This is a genomic window from Mesorhizobium sp. B2-4-3, assembly GCF_006442815.1.
Lineage (GTDB): Bacteria > Pseudomonadota > Alphaproteobacteria > Rhizobiales > Rhizobiaceae > Mesorhizobium.
The window spans coordinates 1-14109 of record NZ_VFVL01000059.1; the positions used below are offsets into that span (position 1 = coordinate 1).

The following is a 14109-nucleotide window of genomic DNA, read 5'->3' on the forward strand; positions in this document are numbered from 1 at the left end:
GGGTTTTAGGAGCCGGCCCCTGTCCCCGGGGCCGGCTCCGCTGTTTCTGACGAGACGGTTTCGGTGGCCTGAATTTCTGTTTGGGGGGCCTTCTGCTACAACAGAAGATAGCGCGAAACTCTTCTCCTGTTTGTCTGCGCGCCAACCGTGGGATGTTCTGTATGCCGAGCGAACCCCGATCACCTCGCCTTGCGGTTCTCATCGACGCCGACAACGCCTCCGCGAAGATTGCCGACGGACTGTTCGAGGAGATCGCGAAGATCGGCGAGGCAAGCGTTCGCCGTATCTATGGTGATTTCTCGAACGCCCGGTCGAAGAGCTGGGCAGAGGTTCTGTCGAAGCACGCGATCATTCCGCAACAACAATTCGCCTACATCACGGGCAAGAACGCTTCGGATATCACACTGGTGATCGACGCGATGGATTTGCTGCATAGCGGCCGGTTCGACGGTTTCTGCCTGGTTTCTTCCGACAGCGACTTCACTCGCCTTGCTGCGCGGATACGCGAGCAAGGCGTCGACGTGTTCGGATTTGGGGAGCAAAAGACCCCGGAGAGCTTCCGGCAGGCGTGTCGCCGTTTCGTCTATACCGAGAACCTTCTCCAGGGCCTGGGCAATGCTCAAGATGCCGCTCCGGTGGCGAAGCCGCTTCAGGCGCCGTCGGCAGCCACGCCCATTCTGAAGAAGGTCATCGGCCAGATGGAGAGTGAGGATGGTTGGGTGCTCCTGGGCACCTTTGGCAAGCAGCTCTCAAATCTCTTTTCCGATTTCGACCCGCGTACCTACGGCTTCAGCAAACTGAGCGATCTGGTAAGGAAGACGGCCGCCTTCGACATCGAAAATCCCAAAGGCGGGTCCATGCGGATACGGGTCAAACCTGCCGAAAAGAAAGGAAAAGGCAAATCCGGGTAACGCGATCATGTTGGAGATCCCTGAAGACCGATGCGAGCGCGCCAAGCTGTTCAGGGCGATCGACGACGCCTTTAAAGCAGGTGATTTCGAGACCCTTGGCAAAGCGCTTGGTGGAGCGCCGCGCTGGTTCGACGAGAGGATGCCGTTCGAGCTCGGCCTTGGTCATGCGCTGGAATATGCGATCTACTGGAGCCCGGCCGCGTTCATCACTGCCCTGCTCGATGCCGGCTCGAACGCGAACTATGAAGATCCTGCCGGATTTCCCTCGATCATTGCCGCGTTGTCGACGGAACGGCCGGACAGGCTGGATGTCGTCCACGTCCTGCTTGGACATGGCGCCGACCCGGATATGCGCGGCGTGAACGACTGGACGCCGCTGCACTATGCGGTGTCCCGGCGCGACGCCGAGGCGATCCCTCTGTTGCTCCTTTCAGGCGCGGATCCGTCGCTGCGGACCCGCATCGACGATTATGAGACGGCACTGGAAGGCGCCGAACGGGCCGGCTTCGAGGCCGGCGCCTTTCTGTTGCGTGAAGCGATGAACAATCGCCGCATATGACGATGCGCGAAGCGGATGCCGCCGTCACGCGGCCTTCAGCTTGGCCTTGAAGCGTTTGGCGTTGGCCACATAGTGGGCCGCCGAGACGCGCAGCCGCTCGATCGCCGCCTCGTCCAGCGTCCTGATCACCTTGGCGGGCGAGCCGACGATCAGCGAATTGTCCGGAAAAACCTTGTTCTCCGTCACCAGAGCGCCGGCGCCGACCAGCGAGTTGTTGCCGATCCTGGCGCCGTTCAGCACGATGGCGCCCATGCCGATCAGGCTGTTGTCGCCGATCGTGCAGCCATGCAGCAGCGCCCTGTGGCCGATCGTGCAGCCTTCGCCGATGGTGAGCGGAAAGCCGGGGTCGGTGTGCATGATCGTATGCTCCTGCACATTGGTGTCGGCGCCGATCGCAATGGGTTCGCCATCGCCGCGGATGACGACACCGAACCAGAAGCCGGCGTTGCGGCCAATCGTGATATTGCCGATCAGCGTCGCGTCGGGCGCTATCCAGTTCGTATCGGCGTCCTCGAACTCAGGCGCCTTCCCATCGATCGCATAGACCGGCATTTTTCGTCTCCGATTCGTCTCAACCAGCGAATTCGAAAGACCCTAGGTTGGCGGTCGCCCAGGATGCAATGGCGATGAGCACGACGCCGAGCGCCAGCGCCCAGGCGATGGCCGTGCAACCGCAGGACAACAGCGCCATCGTGCCGATGCGGCCCTCGCGGCGGGCGGCCAAAGCCTCGTTGGTGAGCATGAACGGTCCGGCGCAAGCCGTTGCCGCAAGCGAACGCAGGATATGGACAGGCGAAACATAGGGCTCGGCAAAAGCCAGGCGCTGGCCTGACAGCAGTTCCATGGCCGATCCGGACAGCCCGCAGGCCGTGAGGCCAACCGCGAAAGCGTAAAGAACAAGCACAACAGGACCCATGTTTACCAACCGTTTACCATGAAAACGCACAGTCGTGCCAACGCGCTGCAAAAGCCATGCCGCGCAGGCTGTGCCGCCGAAGGACAGGTGAGCGGATCGGGAAAGAGCGAATGAGAGACGCAACGGCTGCCGAGAGCCAGGAGTTCCAGGTCGTCGACTCGACCTTGATGAAGCGGGTCTTCTATATCTTCGCGGCGCTGGCGCTGCTTTCGATTGCCATCAGCGTCGGCGGCAAATGGCTTGGAAGGTCGATCGCCATGGCCGGCTATACGGATGACATGACGGTGCGCCAGATCGTCATGGGCAACAATCTGATCAGCGTGCCGGCAAACTTCATCCGCTTCGACCAGGCGAGGCGCGACGGCATCGCCTCGCGGCTCGATCTCTATCTGCGCTATCCCGAAATGGACGGCTACAGCACGGCCGCGCGCGGCGACTTCAACCATGCGACGACCAGGAAGATCATCTTCCTGTCGTTCGAGCCGCGCATGATGTCGCGCGACATGAGCGGCCGTTTCGCGCCGATCTACAGCGCCTTGATCGAAAAGCCGGGCACGCCCGGTCCGGGCGGCACGACGGTTTACGCCTTCACGGAAAAATCAGGCTATCTCAACGAGGTGCTGGCCGTCGCCGGACGTCCCGGCAAGGATCCATTCGTCGCCCGTTGCCTGAGCGGTCCGAGCGCGGAGGAATCGCTGGCGCCCTGCGAGCGCGACATCCAGGTCGGCGACGATCTCAGCCTCACCTATCGCTTTCCGCGCGAGTTGCTGGCGAATTGGCCGGCGCTCGACGCGGCGATTGCCGCGAAGGTGGCGGGTATCCTGAAAACGGGGCACTGACAACTCACCTCGTCAATTAGCGGCCATCAAACCAGATCATTTCGGCGCGCAACCGGCGACGATCACATTCATCGAAACACCCTTCCCGGCTCGCCTGGCTCAACGCTTCGACTTCACGGGCGCCTAGATACGGTCTGGCATCCAGCTGACAAGGCGCGCTAATGGTCAAGCATGATGCCAGCCTATCTCGACTTCGACACATCGACACGCCGCCTGCGTCTCGACCCGCACGAGCCGGCCTTCGTGCAGAACCCATATGAGGCTTACGCCTTCCTGCATGGCGTCGCGAACGCCTTCTTCTGGGAAGATTATGGTTTCTGGTGCTTCGGCGGCTTCGACGATGTCAACCGGCTGTTGCGCGACCGCCGTTTCGGTCGCCAGAACCCGGCCGGGATTCCCGACAGCCGCGGCGTCGGCGACGACCGTTCGCATCTTGTGGCCTTCGACGCGATCGAGGCCAATTCCATGCTGGAACTGGAGCCGCCGGTGCATACACGGCTCAGAACGCTGGTCAACCGAGCCTTCGTCTCACGCCAGGTCGAGCGGCTGCGGCCGCGCATCGAGGTGCTGGCCAACGAGTTGATCGACCGCTTCGAGCCAAACGGCGTCGACCTTCTGCCCGCTTACGCCTCACCCTTGCCGATCACCATCATCGCCGAAATGCTCGGCGTTCCGGTCGAGATGGGGCCGCAACTGCTCGACTGGTCGCATCGGATGGTCGCCATGTACATGCATGGCCGCACACGCGAAACCGAGGAGACGGCCAACCGCGCCGCGCGCGATTTTTCCGACTTCCTGCGCGGCTATGTCGCCGAGCGACGCAAGAAACCTGGCGACGATCTGCTGTCGCTGCTCATCGAAGCCCAAGACAACGGCCAGAAGCTTTCGGAAGACGAGCTGGTGTCCTCAGCCATCCTGCTTCTCAATGCCGGCCATGAAGCGACCGTGCACCAGACCGGCAATGCGGTGCGCTCGATCCTGGCGCAAGGCGGCGATCCGCGCCGCTTCTTTGCGACACCGGAGGCGAATGTCGCAACGGTCGAGGAATGCCTGCGCTTCGACGCGCCGCTGCATATGTTCCTGCGCTATGCCTATGAGGAGATCGAAGTGTCGCCGGGCATTGTGGTCAAGCCCGGCGAGATGGTGGCGCTGCTGCTCGGCATGGCCAATCACGACCCGCTGGCGTTTGCTGGACCTGACACCTTCAATCCGGCCCGCACGGACCAGAAGAATGTCTCCTTCGGCGCCGGCATCCATTTCTGCATCGGCGCGCCGCTGGCCAGGCTGGAGCTGCAGGTGTCGCTGAAGACGCTGTTCGATCGGCTGCCGAAGCTGCGCCTGGGCGAAGCGCCACGATTCCGCGACACTTACCATTTCCACGGGTTGGAACGGGTTGCCGTCGCGTTTTGAGCCGAGGCCTAGGCAGCTTCGTCATCCTTGGGCGTAGTGACGCGGAGCGGAACGAAGACCCAAGGATCCATGCCGTGACCTGGGCGAAGGGTGCAAACGGAGCAGAATTCTGCGCCGTGGTAGCCGCCTTAACGTTGCGGCATGGATTCTATGGTCTGCGCGCGTCGCTTCGCTCCTTGCTCCGCCATAGAATGACGAAGCGGTGGGCGCCCACTCAAAGCTTGATCACATATTCCTTGCGCGTCGTTTCCAGCACCTCCCAGGTGCCCTTGAACCCAGGCCTCAGCACGAAACTGTCGCCGGCCCGCACGGTGCGCGCCTCGCCGCCATCCTCGGCGATGACCGAGACACCGAACAGGATGTGGCAGAACTCCCATTCGTCATAGACGATGCGCCATTTGCCCGGCGTCGCTTCCCAGATGCCGGCATAGAGGCCGCCGTCGCGCTCTTCGACATTCCAGGTGCGGAATTTGGGATCGCCCGAAATCACCCGATCCGGGGTCGGCGCGCCGACCTCCGGTTCGACCGCATCGATGTTGACCGCAAGAAAGGCCGACATATCAGACCTTGCCGAGCGCCTGCTCGAGATCGGCAACGATATCGTTGACGTCCTCTATGCCGACCGAAAGGCGGACGGTGTCAGGTCCGGCACCGGCCTTGACCTTCTGCTCGTCGGAAAGCTGGCGATGCGTGGTCGAGGCCGGATGGATGACCAGCGATTTGGTGTCGCCGACATTGGCAAGGTGCGAGAACAGTTCGAGCGCCTCGACGAATTTGATGCCGGCCTCGTAGCCGCCCTTCAGGCCGAAGGTGAACACCGCGCCCGCGCCCTGCGGCGAATATTTCTTCTGCAGCGCGTTGTTCTTGTCGCCTGGAAGGCCGGGATAGTTCACCCAGGCAACCTTGGGATGGTTCGACAGCCAGCCGGCAACGCTCGCGGCATTGTCGCAATGACGCTGCATGCGCAGCGGCAGCGTTTCCAGGCCGGTCAGGATCAGGAAAGCGTTGAAGGGCGAGATCGCCGGGCCAATGTCGCGCAGGCCGAGCACGCGGGCGGCAATCGCGAAGGCGAAGTTGCCGAAGGTCTCGTGCAGGACAAGGCCGCCATATTCAGGGCGCGGCTCCGACAGCATCGGATATTTGCCGGATTTCGACCAGTCGAAGGTGCCGCCATCGACGATGACGCCGCCGATCGAATTGCCGTGGCCGCCGATGAATTTTGTCAGCGAATGGACGACGATATCGGCGCCATGCTCGATCGGCCGGACCAGGTAGGGCGAGGCCAACGTGTTGTCGACGATCAACGGCAGGCCGTGCTTGCGGGCGATGTCGCCGATCTTCTCGATATCGACGAAGACGCCGCCGGGGTTGGCAAGACTCTCGATGAAGATCGCCTTGGTCCTGTCGTCGATCTGGCTCTCGAAAGTCGCCGGATCGTTTGCTTCTGCCCAGCGAACTTCCCAGCCGAAGTTCTTGAAAGCATGGCCGAACTGGTTGATCGAGCCGCCATAAAGCTTGTTGGCGGCGATGAAGTTGTCGCCTGGCTGCATCAGATTGTGGAAGACGATGACCTGTGCGGCGTGGCCCGAGGCGACGGCAAGTGCCGCCGTGCCGCCTTCGAGCGCCGCGACGCGTTCCTCGAGAACCGCCTGCGTCGGGTTCATGATGCGCGTGTAGATGTTGCCGAAAGCCTTCAGCCCGAACAGCGAGGCGGCGTGGTCGGCATCGTCGAAGACAAAGGAGGTGGTCTGGTAGATCGGCGTGGCGCGCGCGCCGGTCGCCGGATCGGGCTTGGCGCCCGCATGAACGGCTAAAGTGTTGAAACCAGGCGTACGGGTCATCGAAATCCCTCTCCTAACGTTCGAAAATCGCCGGGCATTCTTGGCGAAGCGTGGCCAGGAATGCAAAGAAGAAAATACCGTTCGGGGCGTGATGTGCGACGAACGCCCGGGAAAATCCATTTCTTCCCGGAATAATTTTGCGCGAATTACCGCATGCCTATTTCTGTCTCACGCCGAAGCTCTGGAAACCCTGGCGCATCAAGGGTTTCTTCGACGACAGCACGCCGGAATTGACGCCGGTCCAGCCGATCTCGCCCGACAGCTTGCCGTATTCGATCTTCGGACAGCGGTTCATCACCACCTTGATACCGGCAGCTTCTGCGCGGGCCGCCGCCTCGTCGTTGCGCACGCCAAGCTGCATCCAGACGACCTTGGGCAACGGGTCGAGCTTGAGCGCCTGGTCGACGATACCGGGCACCGCCGACGAGGCGCGGAAAATGTCGACCATGTCGACCGGCTGCGGCAGGTCGGCGAGGCTGGCATAGACCGTCTGTCCGAGAATCTGCTTACCGGCATGACCGGGATTGATCGGCAGTACCGAAAAGCCTTTGGCCAAAAGATATTTCAGCACGAAGTAGCTTGGCCGCACATCGTTGGGCGAGGCGCCGACCATGGCGATCGTCTTCACCGAATTCAGGATGCCGGCGATGTAGCTGTTGTCGTAGGTATCGTGGTTCATGCTGCGACGGTCTTCCTGCGGTAATGGTAACGATAGAGTTCCCGGCTGAAGCCGAGAGAAGCGTAGAGCGCGCGTGCGGGCGTGTTGTCGGCGACCACCTGCAGGCAGCCGGCCTTGGCGCCCGCTCGCCTCGCCCAGCCGATCAGCCCGCCGACCGTCCTGCGTCCGAACCCCTGCTGCCTGAATCTGGCGTCGGTTTCAACCGCCTCGACGACAAGCAGCCCGTTGCGGATGACGCCAAAGGCAAAGGCGACGACTTCATCGTCGCGCGCGCACGATACGAATGCCTTGTCGCCCGCAATCAAACGCGTCATCTCGCGAAAAATCCGCCGTTCCGCGTCGTCATAACCGCCCGTGCGAAAGCGTGCCTCAAACCAGCGCTCGCTTGGCGCCGGGGAAACCGTGACGTCGTCGTAGCCGCCTCCCGCGAGCGCGTCGATATCGGCATGAAGATGGATCGTGCCGCCTTCCCTGCCGTAACCGCGACGGTCAAGCTCGGGCTCCAGTTCGGCGGCGATGTCGGGGATGCGAAATAACGGCGTCTGGCCGTGGCCGGCATAGAACGCCTCGGCGGCATCGATTACTCTCTCAGGCGCGCCGCGCTCGCCACGCAAGGGATTGGCGGAATTCGGGCGCCTTATCCGCCCACCTGAACGGCGAAACATCCATCCGAGAGCGACGGTCTCAAGCGCAGCAGGCCATGCCTCGCGGCAGGCCCCTTCCACTTCCCAGCTGAGATCTTCCCGGTTCACGCGCCCACCGCTAATCATCATCGTCCCGCAACGCCTCCTCGATGAACATTGCGGGATCGCTGCAGAAGTCGCGCATCATGCGAAAATGATCGGTGTCCTGAAAATCGATGCGGTCGAGGCCGAAGCGGCTGATGCGGAAAAGCCGCGCGTTCGGACAAGCCATCAGCAGCGGCGAATGGGTGGCCATTATCACCTGCGCGGTGCCGGATTGCTCCATGCGCCGGAGCAGTTTCAAAAGTTCGATCTGGCGCGTCGGCGACAGCGCGCTTTCGGGCTCGTCGAGGATATAGATGCCTTGCCGGCGGCAGCGTTCCTCGAAGAAGCGGATAAAGCCCTCGCCATGCGACCATGACAGGAAATCGGGCGGCGGCGGCCCGAACGGATCTTCGAGCGCGGCCTGGTCGAGATAGCGAGCGACGGAATAGAAGGATTCAGCCCTGAAGAACCAGCCGGCGGTGACCTTCGGCAGCCAATGGCCGCGCAGCGTGTTGGCGAGCGCCGCGCCACTCTTGTCGATGGCGATGGAATGATCGACGGGCATGTAGCCCTTTCCCCCGCCCGCCTCGTCATAGCCGGCCAACGCGCCAATGGCCTCGAGCAGTGTCGATTTGCCGGTGCCGTTCTCGCCGACGATGATGGTGATGGCGCTGGTGAATTCAAGCTCGAATTCGCGGCCGTGGAAGATCGGCAGGTTCCACGGATATTGGTCCCAATCCGCGACGCGCGAGGGCTCAAGCAGGATGCGCTTGAGATAGGGCGCTTTCAGCCGCGTCAGTTGCTTGCGGGCAGCCACGTCGAACCTTCAGCGATGGGATGGGGCGGCTCCATTCAAGCCGGCTACTCGTCGGCCCATTCGGGCTTGCGCTTGCCGATGAAGGCGCCGATCCCTTCCTCGGCGTCGCGCGCCAGCATGTTTTCCACCATCACGCGGCCGGTATGGGCATAGGCATCGGCGAGCCCCATTTCGGCCTGGGCGTAGAAGGCTTCCTTGCCGGTCCTGACTACCAAGGACGATTTGGAAGCAATGGTTTGCGCGTATTTGTTGACAATCTGATTCAGATATTCACGCGGCACGATACGGTTGATCAGGCCGAACTCCTTGGCGGTCGCCGCGTCGATCGTTTCGCCGGTGAGCAGCATCTCCATCGCCTGCTTGCGCGAGACGTTGCGCGACAGCGCCACCATCGGCGTCGAGCAGAACAGGCCGATATTGACGCCGGGCGTGCAGAAAGCCGCCTCATGCGAGGCGATGGCGAGGTCGCAGCTCGCGACCAGCTGCAAGCCGGCGGCGGTGGCAAGGCCGTCGACCTCTGCGATCACCGGCTTTGGGTGGCGCACGATCGTCTGCATCAAGGTCGCGCAAGCCGCGAAGGTCCTTTCGAAGAAGGCCTTGCCCCGATCCGGCTCGGCGCGGTGCGCCGTCATTTCCTTGAGGTCGTGACCGGCGCAGAACACTTTTCCGGACGCCGCCAGGATGATGACGCGCACGGATCTGTCGGCCTTTACGCGATCGAGTTCGGCCTGAAGCGCCGCCATCGCCGCCAGCGAGAGCGCATTGGCCGGCGGGTTGGCGAGCGTGAGGCGCAGGATGCCCTTGTCCTGGCTGACAAGAACGGGGCCGTCGGCGACGGCGGGCTTGATGGCGACGACTTCGGCCACTTTCAAAACCTCGTGCTCATGGAGCAACAGAACTAGCACGCTGCCGGTTGAAGAACAGCCGCGAGACGTGTTTTCTCCGTCGCACCGTTTGGTCCAGGCGCACCGCCCGGAGCTGCTCATTCATATAGGACGCGCCGATGCCAGCCCAAAGCAATCTGAAGCCAATGCTCAACGCGGCAGAAGTCAACGCGCTGATGGCAAGCGTCTATCCGCAGCTCAACGACAATTTCACCTCCTATGAGGCGATCGACGTGTTTCCGGGCGGCTGCACGGTGCGGCTGAACGCCGGCGAGCGGCATCTGCGTCCCGGCGGAACGGTGTCCGGTCCGGCGCTGTTCACGCTGGCCGACATCGGCGGCTATGTCTGCGTGCTCAGCCACGCCGGGCCGGACGCGCTTTCGGTCACGGTCAACCTCGACATCAACTTCATGCGCAAGGCCGAAGCCGGTCCGATCGACGGCCATTGCCGCATCCTGAAGCTCGGCAAGAGCCTGATGGTGTTCGATATCGACATCGTCGCCGGCCCGGACGGACATACCGTCGCGCACGCCACCGGCACCTATTCGATCCCAAGGAAGTCCTCTTAAATCTTGATGCCGCGATGCAATGTGTATATATATGCGCATAGGTGAGATTTGATCGAGCGTGACAGTCGCCGCATCATAAAACGGTTGAAGGACGACGGCTTCGAATTGGTCTCGGTTCGGGGCTCGCATCATAAATTCCGAAAAGACGCCATCATGCTTGTCGTTCCGCACCCGGAAAAAGATCTGCCAGTCGGCACCGCCCGCGCGATCGCCAAGCAGGCAGGCTGGATTCGCTCCACTTGAATTCGCATCTGCATCAGGAGACTGGAATGAAGAACTACTTCGCCCTGGTTGAAAAGGATGCCGACAGCGCGTTTGGTGTTCGCTTCCCCGACATTCCAGGCTGTTTCTCGGCGGCCGACGTAGCGGAGGATATCGTGCCGAATGCAGTCGAGGCCCTGCAGCTTTGGGCCGAGGATATGCCCGTCCCTGAGCCTTCCAGCCATGATGCGATTGTGTCGCTTCCCGAAATTCGTACCGCTCTGGCAGAAGGAGCATATCTGGTCTCGGTGCCGCTGATCGATAATGACAGCGCCGTGGTGAGAGCGAACGTGACATTCGAGCGCGGTGTCTTGCGCGCAATCGATGCCGCCGCGCGCGAGCGCGGCATTACCAGATCGGCGTTTCTCTCGAGTGCTGCCCGCAAGGAAATCGAAGCCAAACACTAGCGCGGAGGCCTTCAGCGCCGACTTATCTTGTGGTAAAATAATACCTTTATACTAACCTATTGTTTTTTCTTTATTTTTTTCGCCGAACTCATTTTCGGTTGCCTTGACGCACCAAATACCCTCGCCTATAAGCCGACCCGAAGCAGCGGCCCGCAAAGGCCGCCGTTTTGTTATTGGCGGGCGGCTCCAGCCCTCCCGTCAATCCAAGCAACAAGAAACGCCTTCTCTTGTCCCTCGTGGATGGGAAAGGTCAACCTGAGAGCAAAACCATGGCTACCTTTTCGCAGAAGCCTGCGGATGTGGTGAAGAAGTGGGTGCTGATCGACGCCGAAGGTCTCGTCGTCGGTCGTCTGGCCACTGTCATCGCCAACCATCTGCGCGGCAAGCACAAGCCCACCTTCACCCCGCATGTCGATGATGGCGACAACGTCATCGTCATCAATGCCGACAAGGTGGTGTTCACCGGCAAGAAGTACACCGACAAGGTCTATTACTGGCACACCGGCCATCCCGGCGGCATCAAGGAGCGCACCGCGCGCCAGCTTCTCGAGGGCCGTTTCCCCGAGCGCGTCGTCGAGAAGGCCGTCGAGCGCATGATCCCGCGCGGCCCGCTCGGCCGCCGCCAAATGAAGAACCTCCGCGTCTATGCAGGCGCCGAGCATCCGCACATCGCCCAGCAGCCCGTCACGCTCGACGTGGCAAAGCTGAACTCCAAGAACAAGAGGGCTTCGTAATGGCTGAGCTTTCCTCGCTCGCAGAACTCGGCACCGTCGCCGCGCAGCCGGCCGCGCCCGTGCATGTCCAGAAGCTCGACAAGTCGGGCCGCGCCTATGCCACCGGCAAGCGCAAGAACGCCATCGCGCGCGTCTGGGTGAAGCCGGGCTCCGGCAAGATCACTGTCAACGACAAGGAATTCGCGAGCTATTTCGCGCGTCCGGTGCTGCAGATGATCCTCAACCAGCCGATCGTCGCGGCCAACCGCGCCGGCCAGTACGACATCGTCGCCACCGTCATCGGCGGCGGCCTCTCGGGCCAGGCGGGTGCGGTGCGTCACGGCATCTCCAAGGCGCTGACATACTACGAGCCGGGCCTGCGCTCGGTGCTCAAGAAGGGTGGCTTCCTGACCCGCGACAGCCGCGTGGTCGAGCGCAAGAAGTACGGCAAGGCGAAGGCCCGCCGCAGCTTCCAGTTCTCGAAGCGCTAAGAGGCGCTTGGGGCCAAGTTCTCGAAGCGCTAAGCGTTACGGGTTCCAGCTTTGCAAAAGGCCGCCTCCGGGCGGCCTTTTTTGTTTTCCGTTACCAATGTCCGGCCGGCGTCTTGATGTAGTCGATGAAGGCGCGCAGCGGCGCCGGCACCAGCCGGCGTCCGGGATAGTATAGAAACGGTCCGGAGAATTCCTGCCACCACGGCTCCAGCACAGGCTCCAGCACGCCGCTCTCGAAATGCGGGCGCACCCAGTCCTCGAAGAGCCAGAGAATGCCGAGGCCGGCGATCGCCGCGTCGATGGCGAGATCGACGCCACCGCCGATGCTGACGACCAATGGCCCCGTGGTATCGACCCGCACCACCTCGCCGTCACGCTCGAATTCCCAAGGCGTCATGACCCCGCTCGGAAAGCGACCGCGCACGCACGCATGCCCAAGCAGGTCACGCGGGTGTTGCGGCCGGCCGTGCCGATCGAGATAGGCCGGAGAGGCGGAGGTGGTGAAGCGCTGGACGCGTGGCCCGATCGGCACGGCGATCATGTCCTGCTCCAGCCGCTCGTCATAGCGGATGCCGGCATCGCAGCTGGCCGCCAGCAGATCGACAAAGTTCTCCTCCGCGATCACCTCCAGCCGGATCGCCGGATAGGCCGCGAGAAATCCCGGAACGATCCTTGGCAGCACCAGCCGGGACGCGCTGATCGGGACGTTGAGGCGCAAGGCGCCGGCGGGCCGGTCGCGAAAGCCGTTCACAACGTCGAGCGCCGCTTCGACCTCACCCAGCGCCGGGGCAAGCCGGGCGAGCAGGCTGGCGCCTGCCTCGGTCAGGGCGACACTGCGCGTTGTACGATTGAAGAGCCGCACACCAAGTTGGGTTTCCAGACGGCGGATGGCTTCACTGAGCACGGACGCGCTGCCCGCCGTCACGCGGGCCGCTTCGCGAAAGCCGCCGGCGCGTGCCACGGCCATGAATGCCTGGAGATCGTTGAGATCAGCCGCCATTGTTCTTAGTTCCGCACAGGTCGTGCTGGTTATACCCGGTTATCGGGACAGCGGCCATGCCCTATCTCACTCGCCGACAGCGAAGGAGAACCACGATGTCCAGTCTAGACAAATCCGGCACTTTCAAGCTCGGCGATCGCTCGGTCCGCCGCCTCGGCTACGGCGCCATGCAGCTTGCGGGCAAAGGCGTGTTCGGTCCGCCGAAAGACCATGACGCGGCGATCTCCGTGCTGCGCGAAGCGGTGGCGCAAGGCGTGAACCATATCGACACCAGCGATTATTACGGTCCACACGTCACCAACAAGCTGATCCGCGAGGCGCTGGCGCCCTACCCCGACGACCTCACCATCGTCACCAAGATCGGCGCCCGTCGTGGCGAAGACGCCTCTTGGCTGCCGGCCTTCACAGCCGATGAGCTCGAACAGGCCGTGCACGACAACCTTCGCAATCTCGGGCTCGAGGTGATGGACGTCGTCAATCTGCGCATCATGTTCGGGGTGCATGGCCCGGAGGAGGGCTCCATCGAGGCGCAGGTCACCAAGCTTGCCGAGCTTCAGCGCAAGGGCCTGGTGCGCCATATCGGCTTGAGCAACGTCACCCGCGCGCAGATCGCGGAAGGCCGCAAGATCTGCGACGTCGTCTGCGTGCAGAACCAGTACAATCTGGCGCATCGGGACGACGACGCGCTGATCGACGAACTGGCGCGCGACGGCATCGCCTATGTGCCGTTCTTCCCGCTCGGCGGATTCAGCCCGCTGCAATCGTCGACCCTGTCTGGGGTGGCGGAACGGCTTGGCGCGACGCCGATGCAGGTGGCGCTGGCGTGGCTGCTGCAGCGCTCGCCGAACATCCTTCTGATCCCGGGCACATCGTCGGTCGGGCATCTGCGGGAGAATCTTGCTGCGGCGGAGCTGGAGCTGTCGGCGGATGTGCTGGGCGCGTTGGAGGGCGTGGCGAAGGCCGCGTGATTGGCGACTAGCTAATCTCCCCCCTCGTGGGGGAGATGGCCGGCAGGTGTCCGAACCGGATAGATAGGTAACAGAATGGACCGATTAGATGGGTGACAGTTTTCTTGTCTGCCGGG

At 62.5% G+C, this 14109-nt stretch carries 19 protein-coding genes; 10 read left to right on the forward strand and 9 right to left on the reverse strand.

All coding sequences use genetic code 11. The features are described from left to right. Positions 1-161: 161 nt before the first annotated feature. Entirely contained in the window at positions 162-911 is a 750-nt protein-coding gene (locus FJ956_RS29880) for an NYN domain-containing protein (RefSeq protein WP_140684814.1), read from the forward strand. 7 nt (positions 912-918) lie between these two features. Next, complete coding sequence (locus FJ956_RS29885; protein ID WP_140684815.1) at positions 919-1470, forward strand: ankyrin repeat domain-containing protein; 552 nt, start codon at positions 919-921, stop codon at positions 1468-1470. 24 nt (positions 1471-1494) lie between these two features. On the opposite strand, the gene FJ956_RS29890 is transcribed toward FJ956_RS29885, so the two are convergent. Beyond that, on the reverse strand, positions 1495-2022 hold the full coding sequence (locus tag FJ956_RS29890; RefSeq protein WP_140684816.1) for a gamma carbonic anhydrase family protein: 528 nt from the start codon (positions 2020-2022) through the stop codon (positions 1495-1497). A gap of 19 nt (positions 2023-2041) precedes the next feature. Next, positions 2042-2386, reverse strand: a complete 345-nt coding sequence (locus FJ956_RS29895; RefSeq protein ID WP_140684817.1) for a hypothetical protein — start codon at positions 2384-2386, stop codon at positions 2042-2044. A 110-nt stretch (positions 2387-2496) separates the two neighbouring features. Between FJ956_RS29895 and FJ956_RS29900 the strand changes: the two genes are divergently transcribed. Both FJ956_RS29900 and FJ956_RS29905 read left to right on the forward strand, forming a co-directional pair. Beyond that, positions 2497-3225: a hypothetical protein gene (locus FJ956_RS29900; protein ID WP_140684818.1), complete on the forward strand. Its 729-nt coding sequence runs from the start codon at positions 2497-2499 to the stop codon at positions 3223-3225. A gap of 171 nt (positions 3226-3396) precedes the next feature. Beyond that, positions 3397-4635 (forward strand): cytochrome P450, encoded by a 1239-nt coding sequence (locus FJ956_RS29905; protein WP_140684819.1) that lies wholly within the window; start codon positions 3397-3399, stop codon positions 4633-4635. Between the two features lie 214 nt (positions 4636-4849). Here the strand turns inward: FJ956_RS29905 and FJ956_RS29910 are convergent, their stop codons facing one another. The 6 genes from FJ956_RS29910 to FJ956_RS29935 all read right to left on the reverse strand — a co-directional run bounded on the left by FJ956_RS29910 (position 4850) and on the right by FJ956_RS29935 (position 9566). Next, positions 4850-5194 carry a cupin domain-containing protein gene (locus FJ956_RS29910; RefSeq protein ID WP_140684820.1) on the reverse strand — a complete coding sequence of 115 codons (345 nt, stop codon included), beginning with the start codon at positions 5192-5194 and terminating at the stop codon, positions 4850-4852. A 1-nt stretch (position 5195) separates the two neighbouring features. After that, positions 5196-6476 carry an O-acetylhomoserine aminocarboxypropyltransferase gene (locus FJ956_RS29915; RefSeq protein ID WP_140684821.1) on the reverse strand — a complete coding sequence of 427 codons (1281 nt, stop codon included), beginning with the start codon at positions 6474-6476 and terminating at the stop codon, positions 5196-5198. 157 nt (positions 6477-6633) lie between these two features. Beyond that, on the reverse strand, positions 6634-7155 hold the full coding sequence (locus tag FJ956_RS29920; protein WP_140684822.1) for a CoA-binding protein: 522 nt from the start codon (positions 7153-7155) through the stop codon (positions 6634-6636). Next, complete coding sequence (locus FJ956_RS29925; RefSeq protein WP_246672245.1) at positions 7152-7928, reverse strand: GNAT family N-acetyltransferase; 777 nt, start codon at positions 7926-7928, stop codon at positions 7152-7154. The genes FJ956_RS29920 and FJ956_RS29925 overlap by 4 nt, the downstream gene beginning before the upstream one ends. Next, positions 7918-8700: an AAA family ATPase gene (locus tag FJ956_RS29930; protein WP_140684823.1), complete on the reverse strand. Its 783-nt coding sequence runs from the start codon at positions 8698-8700 to the stop codon at positions 7918-7920. The genes FJ956_RS29925 and FJ956_RS29930 overlap by 11 nt, the downstream gene beginning before the upstream one ends. Positions 8701-8744: 44 nt before the next feature. Beyond that, positions 8745-9566, reverse strand: coding sequence for an enoyl-CoA hydratase (locus FJ956_RS29935; protein ID WP_140684824.1), 822 nt, complete (start codon positions 9564-9566; stop codon positions 8745-8747). A gap of 137 nt (positions 9567-9703) precedes the next feature. Here FJ956_RS29935 and FJ956_RS29940 point away from each other — a divergent pair, with 137 nt between their 5' ends. The 5 genes from FJ956_RS29940 (at position 9704) to rpsI (ending at position 12025) form a co-directional block, all read left to right on the forward strand. After that, positions 9704-10153: a PaaI family thioesterase gene (locus FJ956_RS29940; protein WP_140684825.1), complete on the forward strand. Its 450-nt coding sequence runs from the start codon at positions 9704-9706 to the stop codon at positions 10151-10153. Between the two features lie 51 nt (positions 10154-10204). Continuing rightward, complete coding sequence (locus FJ956_RS29945) at positions 10205-10396, forward strand: type II toxin-antitoxin system HicA family toxin (protein ID WP_140684831.1); 192 nt, start codon at positions 10205-10207, stop codon at positions 10394-10396. 26 nt (positions 10397-10422) lie between these two features. Then, positions 10423-10821: a type II toxin-antitoxin system HicB family antitoxin gene (locus FJ956_RS29950; RefSeq protein ID WP_140684826.1), complete on the forward strand. Its 399-nt coding sequence runs from the start codon at positions 10423-10425 to the stop codon at positions 10819-10821. A 269-nt stretch (positions 10822-11090) separates the two neighbouring features. Beyond that, on the forward strand, positions 11091-11555 hold the full coding sequence (rplM, locus tag FJ956_RS29955; protein WP_140684827.1) for a 50S ribosomal protein L13: 465 nt from the start codon (positions 11091-11093) through the stop codon (positions 11553-11555). After that, positions 11555-12025 (forward strand): 30S ribosomal protein S9, encoded by a 471-nt coding sequence (gene rpsI, locus FJ956_RS29960; protein WP_040983171.1) that lies wholly within the window; start codon positions 11555-11557, stop codon positions 12023-12025. The genes rplM and rpsI overlap by 1 nt, the downstream gene beginning before the upstream one ends. Positions 12026-12116: 91 nt before the next feature. Here rpsI and FJ956_RS29965 read toward each other — a convergent pair whose 3' ends face one another. Next, complete coding sequence (locus tag FJ956_RS29965; protein WP_140684828.1) at positions 12117-13025, reverse strand: LysR family transcriptional regulator; 909 nt, start codon at positions 13023-13025, stop codon at positions 12117-12119. Positions 13026-13120: 95 nt separating this feature from the next. Here FJ956_RS29965 and FJ956_RS29970 point away from each other — a divergent pair, with 95 nt between their 5' ends. Further along, the gene (locus FJ956_RS29970; RefSeq protein WP_140684829.1) at positions 13121-13993 is read left to right on the forward strand and encodes an aldo/keto reductase family oxidoreductase; all 873 of its coding nucleotides are present in this window, start codon (positions 13121-13123) and stop codon (positions 13991-13993) included. Positions 13994-14109: the final 116 nt, after the last annotated feature.